29 protein-coding genes and 4 pseudogenes are annotated in these 22,071 nt (G+C 56.1%); 13 read left to right on the top strand and 20 right to left on the bottom strand.

Annotated features, from left to right (window positions below; translation table 11 throughout):
- Positions 1-281 precede the first annotated feature (281 nt).
- The 5 genes from ACA051_RS18355 to ACA051_RS18335 all read right to left on the bottom strand — a co-directional run bounded on the left by ACA051_RS18355 (position 282) and on the right by ACA051_RS18335 (position 2,815).
- Positions 282-617 carry a hypothetical protein gene (locus tag ACA051_RS18355; RefSeq protein ID WP_497371284.1) on the bottom strand — a complete coding sequence of 112 codons (336 nt, stop codon included), beginning with the start codon at positions 615-617 and terminating at the stop codon, positions 282-284.
- 285 nt (positions 618-902) lie between these two features.
- Positions 903-1,304 carry a hypothetical protein gene (locus ACA051_RS18350; RefSeq protein ID WP_497371282.1) on the bottom strand — a complete coding sequence of 134 codons (402 nt, stop codon included), beginning with the start codon at positions 1,302-1,304 and terminating at the stop codon, positions 903-905.
- 389 nt (positions 1,305-1,693) lie between these two features.
- Positions 1,694-1,927, bottom strand: a complete 234-nt coding sequence (locus ACA051_RS18345; RefSeq protein WP_497371280.1) for a hypothetical protein — start codon at positions 1,925-1,927, stop codon at positions 1,694-1,696.
- Positions 1,928-1,929: 2 nt separating this feature from the next.
- Positions 1,930-2,325 carry a hypothetical protein gene (locus ACA051_RS18340; protein ID WP_497371278.1) on the bottom strand — a complete coding sequence of 132 codons (396 nt, stop codon included), beginning with the start codon at positions 2,323-2,325 and terminating at the stop codon, positions 1,930-1,932.
- Between the two features lie 178 nt (positions 2,326-2,503).
- The gene (locus ACA051_RS18335) at positions 2,504-2,815 is read right to left on the bottom strand and encodes a hypothetical protein (protein WP_497371276.1); all 312 of its coding nucleotides are present in this window, start codon (positions 2,813-2,815) and stop codon (positions 2,504-2,506) included.
- Positions 2,816-2,938: 123 nt separating this feature from the next.
- Between ACA051_RS18335 and ACA051_RS18330 the strand changes: the two genes are divergently transcribed.
- Positions 2,939-3,148 carry a hypothetical protein gene (locus tag ACA051_RS18330; protein WP_497371274.1) on the top strand — a complete coding sequence of 70 codons (210 nt, stop codon included), beginning with the start codon at positions 2,939-2,941 and terminating at the stop codon, positions 3,146-3,148.
- Between the two features lie 128 nt (positions 3,149-3,276).
- On the opposite strand, the gene tnpB is transcribed toward ACA051_RS18330, so the two are convergent.
- The 4 genes from tnpB to ACA051_RS18310 all read right to left on the bottom strand — a co-directional run bounded on the left by tnpB (position 3,277) and on the right by ACA051_RS18310 (position 4,826).
- Complete coding sequence (tnpB, locus tag ACA051_RS18325; RefSeq protein WP_497294333.1) at positions 3,277-3,384, bottom strand: IS66 family insertion sequence element accessory protein TnpB; 108 nt, start codon at positions 3,382-3,384, stop codon at positions 3,277-3,279.
- Positions 3,385-3,447: 63 nt separating this feature from the next.
- Positions 3,448-3,759 carry a hypothetical protein gene (locus tag ACA051_RS18320; protein WP_497294331.1) on the bottom strand — a complete coding sequence of 104 codons (312 nt, stop codon included), beginning with the start codon at positions 3,757-3,759 and terminating at the stop codon, positions 3,448-3,450.
- Positions 3,759-4,163, bottom strand: coding sequence for a hypothetical protein (locus ACA051_RS18315; protein WP_497371272.1), 405 nt, complete (start codon positions 4,161-4,163; stop codon positions 3,759-3,761). Before ACA051_RS18315 ends, ACA051_RS18320 begins: the two co-directional genes overlap by 1 nt.
- Entirely contained in the window at positions 4,164-4,826 is a 663-nt protein-coding gene (locus tag ACA051_RS18310; protein ID WP_497371270.1) for a hypothetical protein, read from the bottom strand.
- A gap of 395 nt (positions 4,827-5,221) precedes the next feature.
- Between ACA051_RS18310 and ACA051_RS18305 the strand changes: the two genes are divergently transcribed.
- Positions 5,222-5,554, top strand: coding sequence for a hypothetical protein (locus ACA051_RS18305; protein WP_497371268.1), 333 nt, complete (start codon positions 5,222-5,224; stop codon positions 5,552-5,554).
- Between the two features lie 284 nt (positions 5,555-5,838).
- On the opposite strand, the gene ACA051_RS18300 is transcribed toward ACA051_RS18305, so the two are convergent.
- The 4 genes and pseudogenes from ACA051_RS18300 to ACA051_RS18285 all read right to left on the bottom strand — a co-directional run bounded on the left by ACA051_RS18300 (position 5,839) and on the right by ACA051_RS18285 (position 8,800).
- Positions 5,839-6,186: a hypothetical protein gene (locus ACA051_RS18300; protein WP_497371266.1), complete on the bottom strand. Its 348-nt coding sequence runs from the start codon at positions 6,184-6,186 to the stop codon at positions 5,839-5,841.
- Positions 6,187-6,572: 386 nt separating this feature from the next.
- Positions 6,573-7,514 (bottom strand): annotated as a pseudogene (locus tag ACA051_RS18295) (RHS repeat domain-containing protein); the annotation flags it as partial.
- Positions 7,508-8,144, bottom strand: a pseudogene (locus ACA051_RS18290) (IS110 family RNA-guided transposase); the annotation flags it as partial. The pseudogenes ACA051_RS18295 and ACA051_RS18290, both read right to left, overlap by 7 nt.
- A gap of 173 nt (positions 8,145-8,317) precedes the next feature.
- Positions 8,318-8,800, bottom strand: a complete 483-nt coding sequence (locus tag ACA051_RS18285) for an HIT family protein (RefSeq protein WP_497303740.1) — start codon at positions 8,798-8,800, stop codon at positions 8,318-8,320.
- Between the two features lie 196 nt (positions 8,801-8,996).
- Between ACA051_RS18285 and ACA051_RS18280 the strand changes: the two genes are divergently transcribed.
- The gene (locus ACA051_RS18280; RefSeq protein ID WP_497294572.1) at positions 8,997-9,380 is read left to right on the top strand and encodes a VOC family protein; all 384 of its coding nucleotides are present in this window, start codon (positions 8,997-8,999) and stop codon (positions 9,378-9,380) included.
- Positions 9,381-9,527: 147 nt separating this feature from the next.
- Here ACA051_RS18280 and ACA051_RS18275 read toward each other — a convergent pair.
- Positions 9,528-9,709, bottom strand: a pseudogene (locus ACA051_RS18275) (hypothetical protein); the annotation flags it as partial.
- Entirely contained in the window at positions 9,682-9,966 is a 285-nt protein-coding gene (locus ACA051_RS18270; protein WP_497303738.1) for a hypothetical protein, read from the bottom strand. The pseudogene ACA051_RS18275 and the gene ACA051_RS18270, both read right to left, overlap by 28 nt.
- A gap of 207 nt (positions 9,967-10,173) precedes the next feature.
- Here ACA051_RS18270 and ACA051_RS18265 point away from each other — a divergent pair, with 207 nt between their 5' ends.
- The 6 genes from ACA051_RS18265 (at position 10,174) to ACA051_RS18240 (ending at position 13,750) form a co-directional block, all read left to right on the top strand.
- Positions 10,174-10,515: a hypothetical protein gene (locus ACA051_RS18265; RefSeq protein WP_497371264.1), complete on the top strand. Its 342-nt coding sequence runs from the start codon at positions 10,174-10,176 to the stop codon at positions 10,513-10,515.
- A gap of 227 nt (positions 10,516-10,742) precedes the next feature.
- Positions 10,743-11,741 (top strand): acyltransferase family protein, encoded by a 999-nt coding sequence (locus ACA051_RS18260; protein WP_497371262.1) that lies wholly within the window; start codon positions 10,743-10,745, stop codon positions 11,739-11,741.
- Between the two features lie 137 nt (positions 11,742-11,878).
- Positions 11,879-12,193, top strand: a complete 315-nt coding sequence (locus ACA051_RS18255) for an oxidoreductase (protein ID WP_497371260.1) — start codon at positions 11,879-11,881, stop codon at positions 12,191-12,193.
- Between the two features lie 177 nt (positions 12,194-12,370).
- Complete coding sequence (locus tag ACA051_RS18250) at positions 12,371-12,535, top strand: DUF2986 domain-containing protein (RefSeq protein ID WP_094467945.1); 165 nt, start codon at positions 12,371-12,373, stop codon at positions 12,533-12,535.
- Between the two features lie 90 nt (positions 12,536-12,625).
- Positions 12,626-13,234 carry an eCIS core domain-containing protein gene (locus ACA051_RS18245; RefSeq protein WP_497371258.1) on the top strand — a complete coding sequence of 203 codons (609 nt, stop codon included), beginning with the start codon at positions 12,626-12,628 and terminating at the stop codon, positions 13,232-13,234.
- Between the two features lie 57 nt (positions 13,235-13,291).
- Positions 13,292-13,750: a metallophosphoesterase family protein gene (locus ACA051_RS18240; protein WP_497303730.1), complete on the top strand. Its 459-nt coding sequence runs from the start codon at positions 13,292-13,294 to the stop codon at positions 13,748-13,750.
- Between the two features lie 95 nt (positions 13,751-13,845).
- Here ACA051_RS18240 and ACA051_RS18235 read toward each other — a convergent pair whose 3' ends face one another.
- From ACA051_RS18235 to ACA051_RS18225, 3 genes are all read right to left on the bottom strand, one after another.
- On the bottom strand, positions 13,846-14,910 hold the full coding sequence (locus tag ACA051_RS18235; RefSeq protein WP_497371256.1) for an alpha/beta fold hydrolase: 1,065 nt from the start codon (positions 14,908-14,910) through the stop codon (positions 13,846-13,848).
- Positions 14,911-15,137: 227 nt separating this feature from the next.
- Positions 15,138-15,506, bottom strand: a complete 369-nt coding sequence (locus tag ACA051_RS18230) for a DoxX-like family protein (RefSeq protein WP_497303726.1) — start codon at positions 15,504-15,506, stop codon at positions 15,138-15,140.
- Positions 15,503-15,955: a thiol-disulfide oxidoreductase DCC family protein gene (locus tag ACA051_RS18225; protein WP_497303724.1), complete on the bottom strand. Its 453-nt coding sequence runs from the start codon at positions 15,953-15,955 to the stop codon at positions 15,503-15,505. The genes ACA051_RS18230 and ACA051_RS18225 overlap by 4 nt, the downstream gene beginning before the upstream one ends.
- Positions 15,956-16,172: 217 nt before the next feature.
- Between ACA051_RS18225 and ACA051_RS18220 the strand changes: the two genes are divergently transcribed.
- From ACA051_RS18220 to ACA051_RS18210, 3 genes and pseudogenes are all read left to right on the top strand, one after another.
- Positions 16,173-17,108 carry a Ppx/GppA phosphatase family protein gene (locus ACA051_RS18220; RefSeq protein ID WP_497371254.1) on the top strand — a complete coding sequence of 312 codons (936 nt, stop codon included), beginning with the start codon at positions 16,173-16,175 and terminating at the stop codon, positions 17,106-17,108.
- Between the two features lie 120 nt (positions 17,109-17,228).
- Positions 17,229-17,582: pseudogene (locus ACA051_RS18215) on the top strand (DUF1801 domain-containing protein).
- Positions 17,583-17,889: 307 nt separating this feature from the next.
- The gene (locus ACA051_RS18210; RefSeq protein ID WP_010459119.1) at positions 17,890-18,225 is read left to right on the top strand and encodes a hypothetical protein; all 336 of its coding nucleotides are present in this window, start codon (positions 17,890-17,892) and stop codon (positions 18,223-18,225) included.
- A gap of 224 nt (positions 18,226-18,449) precedes the next feature.
- On the opposite strand, the gene ACA051_RS18205 is transcribed toward ACA051_RS18210, so the two are convergent.
- Both ACA051_RS18205 and ACA051_RS18200 read right to left on the bottom strand, forming a co-directional pair.
- Positions 18,450-20,135, bottom strand: a complete 1,686-nt coding sequence (locus ACA051_RS18205) for a diguanylate cyclase (RefSeq protein WP_497303720.1) — start codon at positions 20,133-20,135, stop codon at positions 18,450-18,452.
- Positions 20,136-20,289: 154 nt separating this feature from the next.
- Positions 20,290-21,183 carry an AraC family transcriptional regulator gene (locus tag ACA051_RS18200; RefSeq protein WP_497371252.1) on the bottom strand — a complete coding sequence of 298 codons (894 nt, stop codon included), beginning with the start codon at positions 21,181-21,183 and terminating at the stop codon, positions 20,290-20,292.
- A 138-nt stretch (positions 21,184-21,321) separates the two neighbouring features.
- On the opposite strand from ACA051_RS18200, the gene ACA051_RS18195 reads away from it, so the two are divergent.
- The gene (locus tag ACA051_RS18195) at positions 21,322-22,065 is read left to right on the top strand and encodes an SDR family NAD(P)-dependent oxidoreductase (RefSeq protein ID WP_497371250.1); all 744 of its coding nucleotides are present in this window, start codon (positions 21,322-21,324) and stop codon (positions 22,063-22,065) included.
- Positions 22,066-22,071: the final 6 nt, after the last annotated feature.

Below are 22,071 nucleotides of genomic sequence, written 5' to 3'. Positions count from 1 at the left end.
AAATGCACCTTCGGCGTACCATCTGACAAGGTTCGTGAGTGACTGCTTCTGGCCGAGGCTGTGTAAAAACGTTTTTGAGCGCGACAGGTACTCAAAACCGGACTGAAAATCGCGTTTCTACGCGAAATCCACATCTGCTGACGTGCCGATAAATTTCAGATTTAACGTAGACGCGCACACTTCAAATTTGGCGAAGCGTTTTTACACACTCTGGGCCGTTTACTGCCTGATGCCATAGGCAAAAAAGCCCGCTCAATGGCGGGCTTCGTGATCGGCTTTTCCTATGGCGCGTGGCCAAAACTCTTGCGGAATTCGTCCTCCAGCTTTCGGCAAGCTTCTGTGATTACGTTTTTCCCGACTGCCGGGCCGGAGTAGCTGTTTACTTCCTGACGGCATAGTTCGGCGGCATCTCGGGCCTGCATTCTTTCCTTGTCTTGCGACGTGTTACTGACGTAAAAGCCGTAAGCCAAGTACAAGGTGATGGCGATAATGATTCCGACGAGGATCTTGCTGAAAGGGCCCATTCTCTTTTCTGACGGTACTGGCCCCCCAGGCGGGATTCGTATTTTCTGTCTGAGGTCGCATCGGCAGTGTTTGCATAAAATGGCTTCAGCCATGATGACTTCCGCGCAATATGGGCAACTCTTTTTTCCAGCCTCCACAGATGAAACTCCTTTTTCAAAACAGGATTCTACCATTGGGCTTGAGGGGCGTTGAGGGACGCGTCTCTGTTTTCCACTAAAAGATCTTGTGGAGTCGCAATTTCACGTCAACTGAAATCGCCCGCTGAACGATTTAGCCAATCTGTTGCGTCGACCGGTTGAATCCACAACCCATAGGAGACGTTCAAATCAGAGATGACAGATCCGTCTCCGCCGGGTAATTGCTCGTGAATCTAAGCGTCAGATTCTTTTTTTTGCCAGCCTTATGGCTGTAGTCATATGCGGTACAGCGTAGGCCTTGTACCAATGATTCATTCCTGCAATAGCTTTTTGAGCTGGTGCCGTGTCAGCTGCTCCGACCAATTCCGCACAAGCCTGCGCCATTGAGACAAGAATGCGGGCTGCTTCGGGAACGTAGGGAAGGTTATTTCCGGCATCATGACGCTCACGAATGATCTGGTAGCGAATGTTTTCCGGGAGCGTCCAGGCACTAATTAAAAACTCCTGAACGGAGTAATCGACGCCTTTGATTTTCACCGTCGCGGAGCGATGTCCTTCATTGAATCCTGCCGTTTCGATCTGCTCACAGCTATCGATGACAGTGTTCATCATTTCTCGAATTTGTTGCCAATCAGTTTTCATTCGAACTCCTTTTCAATGTTGTCTTTCAACAAGATACGTTGAGTGTGTTTCTGTGGACAGGTGAAAGGCAGCTTCTGGCCGAGGCTGTGTAAAAACGTTTTTCAGCGCGACAGGTACTCAAAACCGGACTGGAAATCGCGCTTCTACGTAAAATCCACATCTGCTGACGTGCCGATAAATTTCAGATTTAACGTAGACGCGCAAACTGCAATTTTGGCGAAGCGTTTTTACACACTCTGGGCCGATTGATGCCTGTCACAAGGGGCAGCAATCGACCCTTTGCTGCCCTTCATTGGGGCACCTGAATCAGTACGAAAGGAACGTTTGCGTCCCTTGGTTTCAAAAGGTAAAGCCTTTACTCAATAACCGGTGAAGCCTCGACCGAACCCTCATTGGCGGTGTATGAGCCGGGCCAGGCTTCGACAGCAGGAAGAATCTTTGCGGGCTTGGCAGCTCAATTCCGTCAACGCAATCAATTGTCCATTCAATGCATCAAGAGCGTGAATCGCCGGATTCCAGAGTGCGATGCCCAATCCTGAGCGGGCGGCTTCGATTGCTTGGGCGTAGTCGCCCATCACCTTGTCGATAGGCTTCGAAGTCAGGCGTTTGCCGTGATGGCTCACTTCTATCCCAAAAGAGCTTTATACTTCTCTAAAACTGAACTATAGGAAAGAACAGCGTCGTCTACGTCATGCAAAATACAAGGCCAAGCTTTGGCAAAGCTCAAAAAAACCTTCAAGTACATTAATTTCGCATGTTCAGTATGATCAAGATTAACCTCAACCATCACCTGCGGCACGTACCCCAAGACATCCTGCCATTCTTGAAGGTCTTCAGCATCGTAAAACTCGTCAAGAACATCCTTTGAATGCAAAGCTAACCAAATATCTGAATCACCCTCACTGATGCTACCCCGAAAAGGCTTGCCGGAACTTACATGCCCGCCATTGGCCAATATGACTTCTTTAAAGTCTCCAACGGCCAATTGCTCTGATGAAAATATTATTGCCGATAAGGACATGATTCCTCTCCCCAAAAAAATAAATCAGTCCCACTTTCTCTCCTTCTTGCTAACAATGCCTGATTCATCTCAACCCCTGACTTGGTTATCCGACTGTCTGCTTATGGCCGATTGATGCCTGTCACAAGGGGCTGGAAACGACCCGAAGCTGCCTCTTAGAGAGCTAAAACTGAGGTTGTCACTCGTCAAACAGAAGCCAGCCATGGCAAATGTCGTCAAAGTCTTTTGCCATAAAAAACAATTCAAGTTCCTCTGGGTCAAATTTTTTGTAAAGCCAATGCCCAGGAATAGGGCCTCTCGTTATCACGTATTCCAAGCGGTACTTTTGAACAGCTACAGAACTGAAGGAGGCTGAATTCAACTCAACTCTGTCACCTTGGTTGAGCGCCCATAGCTTTCCAACGAGGCTATCATCAAGTATCACCTCTTCAGCTGTCTCCATCAGATGCCGTGTATGAAGTTTTTTTTGAAGCCTAACGCTTCTGGCCATGGATCAACCTACCTATAAACAGTCCGAGCATCGGCATAATAATACTGGAACGCAGAGATGACCGCTTTGGGTTGATTTCAGGCGATTCCGACAGGCAGCTATTGGCCGAAAGCAGTTCGACAGATGGTGGTTCTGACAGACTTCGAGGCCGTGAGGCTGCCCCCTGCCCTGGATAATGAAGCCTCGCGCCGACAGCTTCGCGTTGCCTCGGAGACCCTTCGACTGGGAGTCGACGTGCTGTTGGCCGCCACTGAGCGTACGGTATCCGGCAGCGCTGCGAAGACGCTCTTCTTGCAGAACGTGCTCGATGAAGCGGCCTTGATCGCGCGCTAAGTGCGTCCAATCTTGACCCACTCGCTGCGGCAATCATGAACTTAATACAGTCGACGCGGATAAATGGGCCTTTCGACTTCTGGGCCATGCCGAATGCTTGGCCGTTGAAACTTCCCTTGATGTAAGCGTTATGCAGTCAGCCAAATCCCTACACCGTCATGCACCAGTACTTTCCTCCGGTCGGCGCGGCGGTTGGCGAACAGATAAGCGCAGCGCGTCTTCGCTGCACCGAACACTGCCACCACCTGGGCTCACGCGGTCTCGGTGCCGGCGCGTAAAAAATCTATCTACTTTATGGTTTAAAACTCTATAGTTTCCGGTTGGCCGATTAGTTTTGTTATCCTGTCGATGAAGTCGTGCTCATCAATGAAGTTCGTATTGTCAATTAGGTCTATGAACCATAGCATGTCTAGGGCTATAAATAATTCAAGCCACTCCGGTCTTTTAGCTTTGGTTTCAGGCATATCGTTTGCGGCGAATCCATGGCCTTTGCCTTCGGCCAGGTAAAAGTAGTTATCTTTATATGAGTAGCCTATTATTTTTGGCCATTCAGAACTATGGGGTAAAGTTGGCTCCATGTCTTTTTTGGCGATTACATAAAAAATTCTCATTACTTCTCCGGAAGTATGTCGACTTGGTCGAAGTTTACCTTCTGACCGTCTAAATGGAGCTGCTGAGCTCCTCCGTCACCATATTTTTCATAAGCTTCGGCCAATGGCTCTAACTTACTTTTGTCAGTGTCGCCTTTCCAATATGGAACTCTGGCTTTGGGTTTTCCATCAATATAAAGCTGTAACGTGTCAAATTCTGCTCTTATCCTGGCATCACTCCAAGAGCCAGGCCCGTTTTCATCCGGTCCGTGCTCCGGGCCCTTGACTTGAAATGCATCGCGCGCGCCTTTACCCGTTTTCTGCCCGTCGCCAGAGGCAGAAAACGACCCATTGCGGCCATTCACGGCAGTCATTTTATTGGCCGAAACTTGCCATTTTTTAGGCCCCGAGCACGAAATGGACAATTAGCGCATCCAGGCACGAAGAGCTTCGAACTCAATTGGGTTCGGATGGCGCAGTCGGGCGGCTAAAGATTCCTCTTCTTCTTGAGAAATGAAAGCTTTGACAATTTTCGGGATACTTCGAGGCCCAGCCTTGTAGTTCATGGCAACACACTGTCGACTGAAAATAGCCTCAAGAAGTGCATAATCTGCGGGTAGTAGAGCCGATTGGATCAATGCCACTTCACTTTTCAGTGCAACACTGAAGTCTGCTTTATGAGGTAGCCAAGATAGATCTCTAGCGACGCGCACGTATTCCCTTGTCACGAACGAAGAGATATCGGCATGGGCAAGTGGGGATGGCTGTCCAAAATGAAGTACCTGAGCAATCCCCGAAGCGCCGTTTTCCAATCGAACCACGCAATAAGGCTCACCACCGCCTGTAGCCGCAAAGGGAAGAAAGGTTCGACCTTGCTGGTCATCAGGATTAAGCCACTCATTGATTTCTCGCTCGGCCTGTTCGGCATCAAGCCATATAAAATCTTCAAGGCTACTCAGTGCTGCCGTTGCTGGATGCGTATGTGCTATTCCCATGAGAGTCGCGAGGCGTTCAGGAAACTCAATGTCAATATTGCGCGCAAGCCTTTGAAAGGCCTCTACAACCGCAACGTCTTTTCCATAATTCAAAGTGACAGGCTCTCCGCATCGGTAGCAGGGCGTTTGAAGTTTCGGAATTTATCTCAGCTTTCCGGCCGTTTTCAAAACGCATCTTAGGCTGTTTATGCGAGTCCCAAAAGGCGAGAGGTTGCGGACTGGCGGTGCCAATCACTCTGAATAGAATGTCCGCTGCTGGCCGACTGCCGCCTGACGCGAAGGACTTCTTTGGGTCGATATCAGCCCTCTGTGAACGTCTGCTTATCATCCGCCAGCCCTATGGGCGCACAAGCGAACCAAATAGGCCGGTCCTATCGCCATCGGTTCAGGGCTGATTCAGGGTTTTGTCCCAGAGATTCACAGCTGTAGAGACCGGTCATGCTGATAGAATCAGGACGTTTGGAGATAGCACCCTTCTGAGAAATTGCATGAACGAAGAACTGACTGAAGAAGAGATGCGCCGAGCGCTGTTCGGCGGTGCAGAGCACCTTACGCAGACCACTGCCTTACCTGTGCAAGACACCCTCTCGGGTATCGCGATCATACCGCCGACAAAGGCAGTGGAGAAAAAGAAGGTCGTCAAAGCATTCACTCCCAGGTTGAGGGTAACGCTACGAGTGGGCAATGAATTTGAGGGCAAGACGCACGAAATGTTCCATGAGGCGAATACGCTGAGCACCCTTCTAGCAGAGCAAGAAGCTACCAAGGCGGCCAAGAAGAAATTCAGGTTTGTGGAAGTGGTTTCGGTAAAGCCGATGTAGGGGGACTTCACAAGACTAGTGGGTCAGACATTGAATCGCCTCTGATTTCACAACTAACCTGCGCGCCCAAGCTGACGCTTGTGGATGGTAACTCCGGAAGTAGCTGTAGAGGAGTGCCATTACACTTAAACTCAACTAGGTCAACCCAACGGCTAGTGCCTACTCGCCAGCGATACGTGAGCGGCTGACCTCAGTGAGGCCGTAGTTTGTTCGAACGAGTGATTCACTTTTGATTCAAACTATAACGTTTGCCCAACACATCACCAATATAATATCGAGATATTTTACACCGTCTCTTCTTCTGCTAAGAATAAACTTTGCAAATCACCAGAGAGTGATTTTTTATCGTCACCATACGTGAGCGAGAATTCATCACTTTCATCATTCATTATGCTGACTCCGTCGATAACCCCTAGGATATTTGAGGTCGTATCCACCATTGTCTGCCTAATCACCTCAAAGAAAACTTCTCGTTGTTCGGCAGGCAATGAGTTGAATAGGGTTAATGCCCGCTTCCAGTACTCGTCGGTCACATCCTTGATAGAGGTGCTAGAAAATAAATCTTTGTAAATAGAAAGATTCTCTTCTACAACTGTCGTTTTGAGTCCAATTACAAAGTCTTTCGGGTTCATTTGATAGCTACTCACTTGGAAAACGCGCTAGGGTAGGAGTCTTTGTTCATTTTTATCAGCGTTTGTAGTTGTTTATTCGGAACATCTTTATAAACTCGTCGAAGTTCAAGAATATCACGTGCAAGAACCTGTCGTGGGTTTGCCAGTCCTGCAGTGCTCCGAGAGACAATACCATTTGGACCTTTGATTGTATGGCCTACCTTAGGAACGAGAATTGACGGTGCTGTAGCTGGATCATATCCAGAAATCATCTCTTTCATTAGCGCTTTCTGCCCGACGTGATGAGCATCCAGACCCGGTACGGTGCCCTTAATTTCGTTATAAGGACCAACCGTGTATTTACCTGGTACCTCTGGCGTCCCTTCATCCACTTTGGCTTTAGACGCCGGATCCTCCGCCGAACTTGTGGGCTTGCAGTTAGGGCCTCCTGGGCAGTTGTCCAGCCCCAACGGATCCACCCACCCCGTAGGGTTAGGCACGTATTGATAGTTGTTCAACCCCCCAGCCAACTTGATCGGATCAGGTGTCAAAAACCGCCCAGTCCCCGGATTGTAGTAGCGATGCCGGTTGTAATGTAAGCCCGTTTCCGCATCGAAGTACTGGCCCTGAAAGCGCAGATGGTTGTCGATTTCTGCAACGTCGAGCGTGGCGAGGTTGCCATAGGCGCGGTACTTCGCCGACCACATGATCTCGCCGCTGTAATCGGTGAGTTCCTGCGGCGTGCCGAGGTGGTCGAGTTGGTAGTAGAACGGCTCAGCTTTGAGCGGTCCTTCACCGTCGAGCATCGCCAAAGGCCGGAAGGAGCCCGGCTCGTAGATGTAGCTGCGATAGCGGTTATTGGCGCTTTCTGCGATGAGGCGTTCGCCTTGCCACAGGAACTCTGTGGTTTGGCCGTTGACGGTTTTGGCGATACGGCGGCCGAAGGCGTCGTACTTGTAGCTTGCGATGCTGCCGCTGGGGAGGCTGACACCGATGAGGCGGTGTTGGCAGTCGTAGCGGTATTCGGTGACGAGCTTTTGCCCGGTGCCGCGGCGCTCACGGCTCAAATTGCCATAGGCGTCGTAGTCGTAATGTCGATCACCCTGCATCAGCAGGCGGTTACCTTTGACGTTGGCCAGGCTTGCAGCCTGCTGATCACCTTGGCCGAGCAGGTTGCCTGCCGGGTCATGGGCGAAACTTTCCGGCGTGGTGCCACGAACGTTGATCAGCCGGTCGAGCGGGTCGTAATGAAAGCTACGATTGCCTTTTCGGCTGTCATCGATGCCGGCGAGGTTACCGTTGGCATCGTAAGCGTAGCGACGCTGGAACAGGTTGCGATCCTGCTGGTTGGCTCGCTTGCCGCGATCACAGATATCTCACCATCGAGCTCGCTCACGCGCTCATCCAGTGCGCGGAGGTCATCCCACAAGCCATTTAGCAGACGACGAAAGCGTGCCGTCAAACCGTCATCTGCATCTTCTAGCCAGCACGGTATTGCGCGACGCAGCATCAGTAATTCCTTCGGTGCAACAAGGCCGTACTCGGCGATCAACCCACGAATCTGATTGGCTTTGGCCGTCCGCTGTTCGATTAAGCCGGCCCGGATGCGATGCGTCGCCTGGATATCCTGCTGTTCGATGGTCTTGACGGCGACGAAGCGCATGCTGGGGCGGCTCATTGCCTCACAGATTGCCTCGGCATCGTTGGCGTCGTTCTTGTTGCTCTTGACGTACGGCTTGACGAATTGAGGCGCGATCAGCCGCACCCGAAATCCGCGTGCCTGTAGCTGCCGCGCCCAATGGTACGCACCGCCACAACTTTCCATGCCGATCTCACAGCCGGGTTCGATCTTTTCCAGCACCGTTTGCAGCCAGCGATCGCGGTAAACGCTGCCGCCAGACGGGCTGTTCATGACGATCCATGCCGTGAATCTGAAACACGTTCTTGGCCAAGTCGACCCCAATGCGCATAAGCTTCATGTGTAGACTCCTTCTCACTATTGACTGTGGTTTGCACTTTCAGTCTGGCACTCAAGATGCCGAGGTGAGGAGGAGTCCATCCCATTGCTTCTGGCCGATGGTAGCCCTTCGTGACCGACCAATAACTACCGTTCACGAAAGACATCGACCCGGAACGAACAAACCCGCTCCCCCTATCTGAATGCTATGCGTAGATCATCAATAACCTGGTTGATTGACGGCCCTTGAACTTCCGGCGGCTCTGGACTCTCCCCAAATTCACGCCAGATGAACAGCGTGAGTTCCGCTCCGTCAGTCAGTGACTGGGCGTTTTCGTCGCTGGCGAATGTCTGCAAAAGCCTGTACCGGGCATCTTTCCAGAAAAGCGCCTCGACCCAGGGGTACACCGGAATGAAGTGAAAGTGGATGGGATAGCCAGGGTCGTGACCGAATCGGCTGATGTAGAGCCATTTCGGCTTAAGCTGCCATTCAAGGGTTTTCTGGATGTTGGCCATCAGCCCACCCAACTCCGCCAGTGCACCGTCGGGAAGTTCAGCCAGCGAGTTGACGTGGGTCTTCGACCCCAGCATCAGATAGCCGGGAAGCGCCGACGTCATGTGATGATTGAGAAGCCAATGGGTGGTTTCAAGAATGATGAAGTGTGGTGCTACTTCCATGTGCTGATGTCCATGGTCATGGGGCACACAGAGTATCAAGGCATCGACTGTTGTGAAGGCCACCTCTGTGTCTATGCGCTGCTCACATCGGATTAATGCCGATTCATCACTGTTCTTTCAAATGTTCGGGGCACATTCTTGGCCAAATCCCGACGCCGTACTGCGCGTCATTCTCCACCTGACGAAGAGCTAAAAAATGAGCGTATTCACTCACGTTACAGTCGGCACCAATGATTTGAACAACGCCCGCAGTTTCTACGACAACGTCCTGGGCGAACTGGGCCAGAAGCGCATTGCCGACCTCGGCGACAACGGTTCTATCTGGGGCGAAAACGCACCGTCTTTCTTCGTTCTGAAACCGGCGAACGGCGCACCTGCCAGCGTCGGCAATGGGGTGACCATCAGTTTCGAAGCACCGACCCGTGCCGCCATCGACGCGTTTCATGCCGCCGCATTGGCCGCTGGCGGTACCTGTGAAGGCCTGCCGGGACCGCGTGGCTGGGCACCGAACGCCTATGCGGCCTATGCCCGTGATCTGGACGGCAACAAACTGGCGGCCTATTGCTTCAGTCCCGATTAAAACCTGGTACGAGGCGGATGCTGTTCGCTTGAGACAATCTTCGGCCGAGCAAGAAACTGTGGCGAGGGAACTTGTCGGAGCGCCGCACCGTCCCGCTGGGCCGCGCGGCGGTCCCAAAAAAGGCACCGCTGTACGGCCTGACATCCGTTACCCATTCACCACGGCAGACCGCACCTGCTTGGGTGGATCAATCTTGTCCAGCACTCGGTTCGTCGTGATCTCCGCCACCATGATGCTGTTGGAAATGCCCGGCAGGGCGTAGCGCGATTCCCCACTTGATGATCCGCCAACGGGTGGACCGTCACATCGACCGAGGCCTGTGTCTGGACCCGCTGTCATTGGTCAGGCACTGAAGCCACGTATTGACCACCCGCCGATCCAGCTCCTCCCACTCCGCCATGCCCAACACCCGCGTGGTGTTCAACCCGCGCAAATAACCGCGCAGCTGGTTGGCGGTGGCACGGACCAGCTCCGGGTCGAGCGGGTTTTCGCACAGCAGTACGGTTTCGTACTCGATCAAGTACTCGGCCACCCGGTCACGGAAATCGGGCAGGACGGCGTCGCGGATCAGGTCAAACGTTCTCAAGGAGAGGCCTCATCAATCTTTTTCGGTTGTGATTGAGTGTGTACGAGTCTGCATGGTGCGCAACTATTGCTGGAGGCAATAGTGACAATCAAGAAACACAAGTTCTGCTTTGTCGCAATTAACCGGAAAATCGCCCCCATCGAACACCGCCCGTGATGCTGTTCCGTCGCGTGATGAACCGGACTTTTTATTTTCAGGATGACATCCATGCGCCCTTTATTTGTGCTTGCCATGGCGTTTGCCTCTTTGTTGCTCGGCGGTTGCGCCTCTGCGCCGAACGACCCGACGCTGACCTTGCAGACCCGCAAGACACCCGCCCAGTACGCCGACTGCGTCGTACCGAAATTGCAGGGCAGTGCGTTGAACCCGACCGTCTCGCAGACCCAGCGCAGCTACCGGATCGTGGTGCCGAGCAAAGTCTCTGCGAACAACGTGCTGGAAGCCTACAAGGTCGGCAGTGGCGGCAAGGTGTTCATCTACGAACGGCATTTGCTGGCCTCGAACTTCCTGCCTTCGAGTTTTGAACGCGCCGCCCAGGATTGCATCTGACCCCGGCCCGTAAACGTTTTTCAAGCGCTCCTTTGGTTGGCCGCAACCAACCAATTTTCTGCCCCGCACCGCATTTCGGTTGCGGGGCTTTTTTTTGGTTCCTCACGGATCGCGTGGTCGATATCGCGCAGATGAAGGCAAGTTTTTGCAGCACGAAATAATCCTGTCCTCTGGACGAAAAGCATCGTAGTTTACGCGCCATAAATACAAGGACGTCTGGGGTGTAAATGGGCGCTTATCGTTTGCTGTTGGCTATTCTTGTGGCCGTTTCTCATATGGGCAAGACGTTCGCGGGGCTTAACCCCGGCGTGGTTGCCGTTATTTCCTTTCTGATCATCAGCGGCTTCGTAATGACCTCGCTCATCGAGCGCAATTACAAGGCGCCGCAGAAAATCGGTCTGTTCTACCTCGACCGGGCTTTGCGGCTTTACCCGCAGTTCCTGTTCTACTTCCTGGCATCCTGCGCCGTGATCTATTGCCTGCTGCCCGGCACGCCTCAAGCCGCCGAGCTGACGCTCGGGAACATCGCGGCGAGCCTTACTATGGTGCCCCTCGGCTTCTACATGTTCGGGGTTGCTGGGTCGCTGATTTTGCCGCCGGCCTGGTCACTGGGGCTCGAGATGTGTTTCTACCTGGTGATTCCTTTCCTGATGATCTACAAGGCGAGGGACGTTGCGTTTGCCGTGTCAGTCGCCGTATTTATGGTCGCGTGTTTTGGTTTCATAAACACCGATGTGTACGGCTATCGCCTGTTGCCGGGTGTCTTGTTCATGTTCTTGTGCGGCAGCTACCTGTACAAACCGCAGGCGAAGGGATTAGCGATCGCTGCCAGCACTGCCGTGGTGGCTGCCTTGATGTTTGCGACAATCGAAGCGGGGCTGATTGAGCGCCGGCCGTTTAACGCGGAGGTGACAGCGGGCATAGCGTTAGGCATCCCGGCCGTGTACGTGCTGACGAAACTCAGGTTTCATCGGGTTGACGAGTTCCTCGGGGACATCAGCTATGGCGTGTTTTTGAATCACTTTGTGGTGATGTACTTCCTGCGTGCTTTCTGGCCCGTTGCCTACGACGCGCACATCGTTGCAGCCGTTCTGATCCTGTCGTTCGGGTTGAGTTGCGTTTCGTACTACTGCATCGAACGGCCGGCCCTGAAACTCCGTCATGCGCTTCGGGCTGGCGTGAGGTATGGCGCGGTTAAACCGCAAGGAGGCGAAACAGCGGCTTAGTGCAGGTGAGGGTGGAGTAGCCGTCGGCGTCCATGACGGGGCCCCTTATGTAGCGATCAGCCTCGGTTCACCGAATTTTCCTACCCGAGCGTCTGGGCCGTCTCGGCGTAGCCTACCTGCACTTGGTCTACTAGCTGATGCCTGCGCAGAACATGGAGGTTGCTGAGTTCAACGCTCACCACCTCGACCACACGCTGCTGGCCAGGGATCGGGCCGCGTTCCCTGGCGCAATCATCTGGTGCGGTGGCTTCACTGATCGCAACAGCGCGCAGGCTGCGCTCGGCACCGGGTTGGTGGGCTTGATCGCCTTTGGCAGACCCTTTATCGCCAACCCGGATCTTGCGGAGCGTCTCAAGCACGGCTGGCCGTTAGCCGAAGCGGACCGATCAACGTATTACACCCGTTACGGCGAGGTGGGTTACACGTACTTCCCTGCACATTCCCTCGGGTAATGCTCCACGCAGCCTTCGCCGGATAGCGGGTGGCAGGCGTTCGGTGTCAGGCGGTTCTGCCAACGCCCGCGATTCACCGTCTATTTTCTGGGTTGTGCAGTCTGTGTGCACCCCAGGGATCTGGTCCGGCAATTTAAGCTGATATCATTCGACCGCTGACAAACCGAGTGGAACACCATGAATCGTCAAAAAAAAATAAAGCAGTTATTAAAGGCGCACGCCAAAAAGGCCAGTGCCAAACTGGCACCGGCAAGCAAGTCTAAATACATCAGCAAGGCTGACCGATTGAAGCTCGCTGCTGAATCCAGTCTTGACCCCATCACTTCCTCTGAGAGCGAGTGAGTTACAGGAAACCGTGGTCTGCCGTGTCCAGCGATTTTTTTGCGGCGCGCAGACTCACTGTTCGCGCTGCATCCGTCCCTGGAGCGCCCAATGCCGCCCATCATCACGCGCCTGGTGGCGCTGTTTGTTTTTTGCCTGACGCTTGAAGTGCCAGCCCAGACCAACGCCTGCCCGGCCGGCGAGAAACAAATTTGCCTGGACGGCTGCATCTGCCTGCCAGACATGGGACTGACGGATGACCTCTACCAGATCGCCGCGCCGGCTTTGGCGTTATGGCTGACCCAAGCCCGCGCTGAAGCCGCCACCACTGGCCTGCAACCCATTCCACCGCACATCCGGGAGCAATTGCTGCGCTGGTACGAGCCGAGCGTCCTCGATGCCGCGCGCTATAAAGTCAGCGACAACGGCCAGTTCAACGCCGCCACGGCCATGCTGCAAAACCCGGATGTGGGTGCGGTGACGCTGATCGACATCATCCTCTTCCGGGACGCTGAAACCGCAGAACAGAACATCGTGCTCTGGGCTCATGAGCTCAAGCATGTGCAGCAGTTTCAGGAATGGGGGGTAGGCGGGTTTGCCCAGCGCTATACACAAGATTTCAATGCTGTGGAGGCGCCGGCTTATGCCATACAGGCTGAGGTCAGGCGGTCGGTGCGGGACGGAGCTGTAACGGGATCAGTCTTGGAGCCTGTTCCGTAGCACTGCTCACAGCCGCGTTACACTGCGCTCATCTTTCAACCTGATCTGGAGCGGCGCATGAAAGTTGGTGTGATTTCCGATACCCACGGTTTGCTCCGCGCCGAAGCCCTGGCTGCCTTGGCGGGTTGTGAACGGATCATTCACGCGGGCGACATCGGCAACGCCGACATTCTCGATCAACTCAAAGCTATCGCCCCGCTGTACGTCGTCCGCGGGAACAATGACCTGGACGCCCCATGGGCAGAAAAAATCCCCGACCTTCTTCGTTTTGATCTCGACGGATGGGAAACGCTCCTGGTGCATGATATCGCCGACGTCCCGGTCGGACTCGACTCCGCTACTAAGCTGGTGATCACCGGCCATTCGCACAAGCCACGGATAGAGTGGCGCGGCGAGCAGCTTTACCTCAACCCCGGCAGCGCGGGACGGCGGCGCTTCAAATTGCCGGTGACGCTGGCTCTGTTGGAAGTGCTCGAAACCTCCCTGGAGCCGCGCCTGATCTCGCTGCTCGAATAATGTCTGCGGGCTGGGTCAACGGGATTTTTTTCCAACAAAAAACGGCTCGTTGATAAAACGAGCCGTCGTTGTGAAAGGGCTATTTCAGATCGTCCTCAAAGGTGATCCGCGTCGATCACCGCCTTGGCGAACGCCTGTGGATCTTCCTGCGGCAGGTTGTGACCGATGCCGCCGCTGATCAGCCGGAACTCATATTTGCCGGTGAAGCGCTTGGCGTAATCCTCGGGGGCAGGGTGCGGCGCGCCGTTGGCATCGCCTTCAAGGGTGATGGTCGGCACGCTGATGGACGGCGCCGTGGCCAGTTTCTGTTCGAGCGCCTCGTATTGAGGCTCGCCCTGGACCATGCCCAGGCGCCAGCGGTAGTTGAAGACGGTGATCTCGACATGGTCGGGGTTGTCCAGCGCCTTTGCGCTGCGGTCAAAGGTGGCGTCATCGAACGCCCATTTTGGCGAGGCCAGTTGCCAGATCAACTTGGCAAAGTCATGGGTGTTTTTCTCGTACCCGGCGCGACCGCGGTCGGTGGCGAAGTAAAACTGATACCACCACTGCAATTCGGCCTTGGGCGGCAGCGGGTTCTTGCCGGCCGCCTGATTACCGATCAGGTAGCCGCTGACCGAAACCAGCGCCTTGACCCGTTCTGGCCACAGCGCCGAGACGATGCCGGCGGAGCGCGCGCCCCAGTCGTAGCCACCGAGAACGGCTTGTTTGATCTTCAATGCATCCATGAAGTCGATGACGTCACTGGCCAGCGCGGCCGGTTGGCCGTTGCGAAGGGTTTTGTCAGACAGGAAATGCGTATCACCGTAGCCACGGGCATACGGCATCAATACGCGATAACCCTTCGCCGCAAGCAGCGGGGCGACTTCGTCATAGCTGTGAATGTCGTACGGCCAGCCATGCAGAAGAATCACCACCGGCCCGTCGGCCGGGCCAGTTTCGGCGTAGGCCACGTTAAGCAGTCCCGCCTTGATGTGCTTCAGCGGGCCGAACGGGGAGGGTGTTGCCTGAGTGGCGTCGGCTTTGATCGCGGCAGGCTGCGCGGTGGCGGGCGTTTGTGCGTGGGCCGCGCCGAGCGCGCCGAACAGGGCAAACGCCAGGATCGACGAGCCGACCAGGTGGCGGCGAGTCATGCCGGTTTTGTTCTGCATTGCCATCTTCATGGTGATGTCTCCGTTGCAGGGCGTTGGCCAAGGGTTCTGGCTGAGCCCCTTGAAACCTTGAATGCATTTCAACGCGGTGACGTATCTGGCCTGTGTCGAAACGCAGGCCCGGTGAAAACGGATGTATCAAGAGGATAGCCAGACACACTGTGATACATGGCGATGCAGGGAAATTCCGGTTTTGGCCGAGAGACGTCCCGCGCGCGGATTGGTTCACACTTGTTTGCTCAAGCCTTGCTATTCCAGGCCACCGCACACAGCGCCAGTCCGGCCACATTGAGGGTGACGGGATTGAAGGCATCCTTGAGCATGGACGAATTGAAAATCGCGACATCCAGCAGCAGCCCAGCCAGTGCTGTCGAGGTAATAATCAACGGCCAGGTGATGCGTGGCGCGAGCAATATCCATAAGGCCAGGGCAATCTCAGCGACCCCGGTGGCATAGGCAAACAACTCCACCTGATCAATGCCATGGGCTTGAATCATGGTTCGCTCGCCAGGACTCAACCACAACAGCTTGGGTACCAGACCATGGTAGCCAAACATGAACGCCAGGCTTCCCCGGGCGATCCAGTGGATGCGTTTCAAGGCGCTCACGTTGGCGTTTTCAAGAATCGACGCTCATGGTCGGGCGTGGGCAACAGGCACGTGTCGTATTTTCCGAAGAGCCGATATCGATTCAGCGCAATGCGGTCGTAGGCCCAATCCCGCAGTCTGCGCGGGCAGGCGCGCAACAGTCTCAATGGGCGCCAGGCACCGGGTAATTGGGCGATGACTTCAAAGACGGCATCCGAACGCACCCAGTAGTGCCGGTCGCGAATCACGGCCATGGTATCGAATTGATCCAGGGGCAAACCTGCCCACGCCAACAGTGCCTGCCCCTCGGGCGATTGCACTGCCGCCAGCCGCACGCGCCGGTGGTGGTCGTGGCGGATCAGGAACCTTGCCCAGCCGTTGCACAGCTTGCACACGCCGTCGAACAAGACGACGGTTTCGCCTGGCTGGAGTAATGGCGCGGGAGAGGGGCGGAGGGTGGACGCTGGCATAGAGAGGGGTCCATGGGAGGTATCCCGGATCATACCCGCGTGCCAGCGCGAAAGTCTTCACGGGAAGCGGCAGCCTCTATCGAGACTGCCGTTGTACGGTCAATAAAGGGCCTTGTCATCTTGGTGTCACCTAAGGCGTGGCAGGATCATCACAAACCGTCTTGAACACCCAGCGCAACCCGTCCGCGGGCAGATGAATTTGCCAGGAATCTTCACCATGAAAGGAGATGCCCCTCTGTTTGCGGCCATTGATCTGGGCTCCAACGCGTTTCGCCTGATGATTGGCCAGTCGATCAAACGCAACCAGCAGATCGTGATCCAGGAAGTCAAAACCCTGCGCGAGCCCGTCCGTTTGTCTGAGGGATTCCAGGGCGGTGCGCTGGATGAGTTGGCGTTGGATCGGGGGTGGCAGGCGCTCGCGCGATTTGGCAAAAAACTGCGCGGCTTTGAGGCCGGACGGGTGCGGGCCGTGGCGACCAGCGCGGTGCGCGAAGCGGACAATGCCCAACTGTTTTTGACCAGTGCCGAGCGCCATCTCGGTTTTCGGATTGACGTGATCTCCGGGCACGAAGAAGCCCGGCTGGTGTATGCCGGGGTTGCCCACACGATACCGAGTGCCGCGAGTATGCGGCTCGTGGTGGATATTGGCGGCGGCTCCACCGAGTTGATTCTAGGGAAGGGCACTCAGCCGCTGTTGACCGAAAGCATTGCTATTGGCAGCGGCGCCTTTGGCACGCGGTACTTTCAGGGCGGGTGCATTACGGCTCAGGCCCTGCTGGAAGCCGAGCGGGTGGCTACCGTGCAGTTTGAAAAGGTCGCACGTCGTTACCGTGCGCTGGGTTGGCAGCAGGCCATCGGTTCTTCAGGCACCGCGCGGATGCTCGCCAAAGTCCTCAAGGCAAACGGTTTGAATGACGATGGCCAAGACGGAATCAATTACGGCGGCCTTCTGCGCTTGTCGTTGCGTCTGCTTGAAGCGGGGCATGTCAATCAGCTCGGGTTGGCGGGCTTGCAACCCCATCGCCTGAGCAGTTTGCCGGGTGGGCTGGTGGTCATGCTGGCTGCGTTCAAGGTTTTTGGCATCTCGCACATGACACCTTCCGAAGCGGGTCTAAGGGTCGGGGTGCTCCATGGATTGATGGCCAGGCACTGATGGGGTGCTGAGCCCCGGGATTTCTCTGGACGCAAACCGTCAGTCAGCGAGGCCCAAGCGGCGGGCAAACGGCAACTATCCTGAAGCGGGCAAACACCATCCTGAAGGAGCGGCAACCCGATGAAAAAGGAAACGATCGGCGCGAAGGACGGACAGGGTGAAGAGGCCTCTTCGCTGATAGACGCGAGGATCAAGGAGTTGAGTGATTGGTGGGGCGTTCCGGTGTGATCGCATACCGGCATCATCTGCACCGGCGAGACGTAGAAGAACGCTGTGAAGATGACCTTCGCCAAGGGGGCGTCGCTGGAGGATCCTTCGGGGCTTTTCAACGCGAGTCTTGAAGGCAATACGCGACGGGCGATAGATGTGCATGAAGAGGATGAGATTAATGAGAAAGCGTTGAGGGCGTTGATTAACGCTGCCGTCGCGCTCAACACCTCGCGAGCGGCCGCGCGTGCCAAACCGGCGAAATGAGCAAAGAACTAATGCCGTTCAGTGAGTCAATCTCTAAGGTTATGCCATTTCAATCCCCATGGCGGCGGATGGGGCCGATGCTGGCAATGTTTATCAAGCTGGACGACGAGCCTGTTTCAACTGCGCATTCACCGGCTGCGATAACTCAGAGCTGAGGCGCGACGTTTCACCCTATCGACCAAAAGCCACCGCCAACCAAGGGGCGGAAAATCACCTGCTTTAGCTGATACCAATTGGCCATCTCATCCGTTAGAGTGTGCGCCGCCCGAGAGACGGATCCCGGGCACTATCTCATGGAGTTTTTTCAGTGAAGTACGTTAGTAAAGTTGTCGCGGTTGCGCTGTTCGGTCTGGTTTTGGCGGGTTGCACCGGCACGCCGATGAATACCCAGCACTATGAAAGCAGCCAGTACACCGTCTTGGGCCACAGTGAAGCGAGCGCCACGGGCCTGCTGCTGTTCGGCGTGATCCCGATCCAGCAGAACAACCGTTTTGTTCGCGCTCAGAACGCGGCGATCAAAGCCAAGGGCGGCGACGCGATGATCAACACCCAGGTGCAGGAAAACTGGTTCTGGGCCTGGGTCCTGACCGGTTACACCACCAAGATCTCCGGTGATGTGGTCAAGCTGAAAAACGTTCAGTAAGCCCAATACCCGGTCTTGATTGCGGATGCGCAATTGTGGCGTGGGGATTTATCCCCGTTGGAGTGCGAAGCGCTCCCAAAATCTTCGACAGTGCCGAGATCTTGGGGCTGCTTCGCAACCCAACGGGGATAAATCCCCTCGCCACAGGTTTTTGCTCAGCTGAAGATTTTCTTAAGTGAATAGCCTTGCGGTTTAACCGGGTTTTCATCAGTGGAAGCTGGAGGTCATTGGCGTTCCGTCACTCTGGCTTGCTGCGCCACCCGATTCCTTCCCGACCACTTCGCCTGATAAAGCTGCTGATCGGCGCGTTTGATCAGCGCGGTCGTATTACTGTCCGATGACTCGGCCAGGCCGATGCCGATACTCACCGTAACGTGCCCGACCGAAGCAAAAGTAGCCTCGGCAATCGCAGCGCGAATCTTCTCGGCAACGACCTCGGGGCTCTCCGGTTCCTCGACTTCCGGTAACAGCACCGCAAACTCCTCGCCCCCGTAGCGGGCCACGAAGTCGGTGGCGCGGGTGTTGTCCTCAATCAGTCGGGCGAGTTGGTGCAGGACTTCATCGCCGATTGCATGGCCGTGAGTGTCGTTGATCTGCTTGAAGTGGTCGGCGTCGATGAATAGCAACGCGAAGGGCCGTCCGGTGCGTTGAAACAGCAGGTTGCACTCATCCAGTTTCTCGTCGAATCGGCGCCGGTTGTACACGCCGGTCAGTGCGTCGTGGGTGGCCAGTTTCAACAAGTCGGCATTGGCCTGGGTGAGGGCGGCGGTGCGTTGCGCGACCGTGGCTTCCAGCGACGCATTGGCTTCCTGCAATTCGCGCTCCTTGCCGAGCAAGGACTCCGTCATGCCCTGGAGGGACTGGCCCAGCTGGGCAATTTCTCGCACCGAATGATCACGGGGGAAGGTCACCCCGGGCTGTTGGTTCTGAACCTGTTTGGCCGACTTTGCCAGCTGCTCGATCGGGCGACTGAGGTACAGCGCCAGGTAGTACGCCACCAGGCCGAACACGACCGCAGCAATCACCCCCAGCACCAGCAATTTGTAAAACAAAATACGTGCGGGTTGAAGCGCGATATCCAGTGGCTGGCGGACCGCGATGTACCACGTAAGGTCCGTGCTCAAGGGCGTGGGCACCGCGACGACGCTGGTCAGGTAACCGTTGCCGACTGACCAGTCTGCGGTATCGGAATGGTTTCCCCGGGCGACCGGCATGTTCGCCACGCGTTGCCCCATGAGTGCTTCCGGGTAGAGCACTTTGCCGTCGTGGTCGACGATCAGTGCCTCCACTTCGGGCGTCATGTCCTTGCGCAGCACCGCTGCGTCAACAATCCGCGTGACCCAGCTCCAATGGGCATGCGCGCCCAGCACACCGATCACCTGGCCTTTGGCATTGCGGATCGGCGCGGCGAAATCGATGAAGCGCAAAGGCTCGCCACCGGCGGTTCCCTGCAGCAGTTTGGCCAGCAAGACTGCTTCATGAGGATCGCCGGTATAGGCGCCGCGCAACCCGGCCTGGAACCAGGGGCGCTCCTTCACCGATTGATTCACCAGAAGGCCGTTCACGGCTTGCCGTACACGCCCGTTGGCGTCAGCCACGCCCATCCAGGCGTACTCGGCGCGGGACTGCGAACGCAACTCCATCGACGACAAGATATCCGGATCGTCCAGGTCGCCATGCTTGAAAAACGGCGCTCGACTGAGCAGGGACACTTCGAGCTGACGCTCATGCAGTTGCGCGCCCAACAGCTCGGCCGCCGACCTTGCCGTGCTCAACAACGCATTGCCGCTGGCCTGCTTCATCTGCTCGGTGGCGATGTGGCCCACGTAGAAACCCACACTCACCAGCGTGAGCAGCGACAAACCGGCAAACCAGAGAGTCAGGTGGCTTCGCAAACTGGCTTTGATCATGGGCGACACCTGACGGTTTGAGGTCGCAGCATGGTATGCGCAATGGTCGGGTGGGTGCCAGTGGCGGCGCTTTCATGGCCATTGATCGGTACCCGCATTCGCCAGCGCGATGACGTGAAACAGAGTCAGTGGTACAAGTCGGACTGAAGCGCCCTCAGTCGGTACGACCGCGCATTTGCGCGAGAATCCGCGCCGCATCCCGGGCCGGAGGCAAACCGAAGACGCGGGCATAATCCCGGCTGAATTGAGTGGCGCTTTCATAGCCGACATCGAACGCGGCGTTGGTGACGCTTTTAGCATTCGCCACCAACAAGGTCCGCGCCTGGAGCAACCGCACGCGTTTTTGATACTGCAAGGGGCTTAACGTGGTGACGGCTTTGAAATGGCGGTGGAACGCAGACACGCTCATCGACGCTTTCCGGGCCATTTCTTCGACCCGCAGCGGCTCGGCGAAGGCGTGGCGGATCCACTGGATGGCGAGGCTTACACGGGCCATGGCCGTATCGGGCGCGGCAATTTCGCGCAGCATCCAGCCGTGCGGTCCTTGCAAAACCCGGTAGAGAATCCCCCGCTCGTAAACCGGGCTCAGCGCCGCGATGTCCGCCGGCCGGTCCATCAATCGCAGCATGCGCACCCAAGCATCCATCAGTTCGGGCGTGACTGGGGCCACGGAAAAACCGGCCTCCTGTTCAGGCGGTGCGGCAGGTTTTGGCAGGTCCGTCAGCAACGTCGCCAGAACGGCAGGGTCCAGCGTCAAGGCGACGGCGAGGTACGGTTCGCCGGACGTGGCCGGGTGCACACTGCCGACCGCAGGCAGGTCGATCGACATCACGAAATAAGTCGCCGGGTCATACCGCAGTGTGCGATCGCCGACGGTGATGGTCTTACTGCCTTGCAGGATCAGGTTGATCATCGGCTCATAGACCGCGGCCAACTGATGCTCGGGAATCGCACCCTGAACCATGGCCACGCGCGCAATGCCAGTCTCTGTAAGCCTGTTTTCGGCCCTGGCGGCGAGGGCTCTGAGTTCATGCAGTTGATTTTCCATGGGGAGACATCTGACCGCAGGGTGGCGCACGACGCAAGCGAAAAGCAGAAACAGGCAGGATTGGAGTAGTAACGGCTGCGCTCGCCCGAAGGTGTAGGGTTACCGTGATTGCTCATCTGATTAACAGTGGAGCAAGCCATGAGCGTTATCGTCATCACCGGCGGCAGTCGAGGCATCGGTGCCAGCGCCGCAGTGCAATGTGCCCGGCGCGGAATGGGCGTCATCCTGACCTACAAGAGCAACGTGCAAGCGGCCGATTCGGTTGTTCAGCGCATCAGGTCCGAGGGCGGCAATGCCGTCGCCCTCGAACTGGATGTCAGCCATGCCGGAACCTTCGGCGTGTTCGTCGAGGCAGTACGGCAGGCGCTGCAATCGAACTGGCAAACCACCACCCTGGGCGGTCTGGTCAACAATGCCGGCCACGGCCTGTTCAATCCGCTTGAGACGGCCACCGAGGCGCAGTTCGACGACCTGATGAACGTTCACCTCAAAGGCCCGTTCTTCCTGACCCAGGCCTTGTTGCCGCTGATGGAGGAGGGCGCGAGCATCGTCAACCTGACCAGCGCGACGACACGGGTGGTCACCGCAGGCGTGGCGCCTTATGCGGCTTTCAAGGGCGGGCTGGAAGTACTGACCCGTTACATGGCCAAGGAGTTTGGTGAGCGGCGCATCCGTGCCAATGCTGTCTCGCCCGGCGCCATTAGCACCGAACTGGGCGGCGGCTTGAGCGAAGAGTTCGAGACGCTGCTGGCCTCGCAAACGGCGCTCGGTCGCGTCGGCGAACCGGACGACGTCGGTCGAGTGATCGCCACGCTGATGTCCGAAGAAAGTGCCTGGGTCAACGCGCAATCCATTGAGGTTTCCGGCGGCTACATCATTTGAATCAGC

The sequence above is a fragment of the Pseudomonas sp. LBUM1669 genome (genome assembly GCF_059695705.1).
Note: the sequence above shows the minus strand (reverse complement) of the source record. Positions and strands in the feature narration are given on the sequence as shown.

What these genes read in the sequence shown, in the direction of transcription:
- ACA051_RS18355 (WP_497371284.1), bottom strand. Translation starts at nt 617, where the DNA reads ATGGCTGAAGCCATTTTATGCAAACACTGCCGATGCGACCTCAGACAG.
- ACA051_RS18350 (WP_497371282.1), bottom strand. Translation starts at nt 1,304, where the DNA reads ATGAAAACTGATTGGCAACAAATTCGAGAAATGATGAACACTGTCATC.
- ACA051_RS18340 (WP_497371278.1), bottom strand. Translation starts at nt 2,325, where the DNA reads ATGTCCTTATCGGCAATAATATTTTCATCAGAGCAATTGGCCGTTGGA.
- ACA051_RS18335 (WP_497371276.1), bottom strand. Translation starts at nt 2,815, where the DNA reads ATGGCCAGAAGCGTTAGGCTTCAAAAAAAACTTCATACACGGCATCTG.
- ACA051_RS18330 (WP_497371274.1), top strand. Translation starts at nt 2,939, where the DNA reads ATGGTGGTTCTGACAGACTTCGAGGCCGTGAGGCTGCCCCCTGCCCTG.
- ACA051_RS18320 (WP_497294331.1), bottom strand. Translation starts at nt 3,759, where the DNA reads ATGAGAATTTTTTATGTAATCGCCAAAAAAGACATGGAGCCAACTTTA.
- ACA051_RS18305 (WP_497371268.1), top strand. Translation starts at nt 5,222, where the DNA reads ATGAACGAAGAACTGACTGAAGAAGAGATGCGCCGAGCGCTGTTCGGC.
- ACA051_RS18300 (WP_497371266.1), bottom strand. Translation starts at nt 6,186, where the DNA reads ATGAACCCGAAAGACTTTGTAATTGGACTCAAAACGACAGTTGTAGAA.
- ACA051_RS18285 (WP_497303740.1), bottom strand. Translation starts at nt 8,800, where the DNA reads ATGGAAGTAGCACCACACTTCATCATTCTTGAAACCACCCATTGGCTT.
- ACA051_RS18280 (WP_497294572.1), top strand. Translation starts at nt 8,997, where the DNA reads ATGAGCGTATTCACTCACGTTACAGTCGGCACCAATGATTTGAACAAC.
- ACA051_RS18265 (WP_497371264.1), top strand. Translation starts at nt 10,174, where the DNA reads ATGCGCCCTTTATTTGTGCTTGCCATGGCGTTTGCCTCTTTGTTGCTC.
- ACA051_RS18260 (WP_497371262.1), top strand. Translation starts at nt 10,743, where the DNA reads ATGGGCGCTTATCGTTTGCTGTTGGCTATTCTTGTGGCCGTTTCTCAT.
- ACA051_RS18255 (WP_497371260.1), top strand. Translation starts at nt 11,879, where the DNA reads ATGCCTGCGCAGAACATGGAGGTTGCTGAGTTCAACGCTCACCACCTC.
- ACA051_RS18250 (WP_094467945.1), top strand. Translation starts at nt 12,371, where the DNA reads ATGAATCGTCAAAAAAAAATAAAGCAGTTATTAAAGGCGCACGCCAAA.
- ACA051_RS18245 (WP_497371258.1), top strand. Translation starts at nt 12,626, where the DNA reads ATGCCGCCCATCATCACGCGCCTGGTGGCGCTGTTTGTTTTTTGCCTG.
- ACA051_RS18240 (WP_497303730.1), top strand. Translation starts at nt 13,292, where the DNA reads ATGAAAGTTGGTGTGATTTCCGATACCCACGGTTTGCTCCGCGCCGAA.
- ACA051_RS18235 (WP_497371256.1), bottom strand. Translation starts at nt 14,910, where the DNA reads ATGAAGATGGCAATGCAGAACAAAACCGGCATGACTCGCCGCCACCTG.
- ACA051_RS18225 (WP_497303724.1), bottom strand. Translation starts at nt 15,955, where the DNA reads ATGCCAGCGTCCACCCTCCGCCCCTCTCCCGCGCCATTACTCCAGCCA.
- ACA051_RS18220 (WP_497371254.1), top strand. Translation starts at nt 16,173, where the DNA reads ATGAAAGGAGATGCCCCTCTGTTTGCGGCCATTGATCTGGGCTCCAAC.
- ACA051_RS18205 (WP_497303720.1), bottom strand. Translation starts at nt 20,135, where the DNA reads ATGATCAAAGCCAGTTTGCGAAGCCACCTGACTCTCTGGTTTGCCGGT.
- ACA051_RS18200 (WP_497371252.1), bottom strand. Translation starts at nt 21,183, where the DNA reads ATGGAAAATCAACTGCATGAACTCAGAGCCCTCGCCGCCAGGGCCGAA.
- ACA051_RS18195 (WP_497371250.1), top strand. Translation starts at nt 21,322, where the DNA reads ATGAGCGTTATCGTCATCACCGGCGGCAGTCGAGGCATCGGTGCCAGC.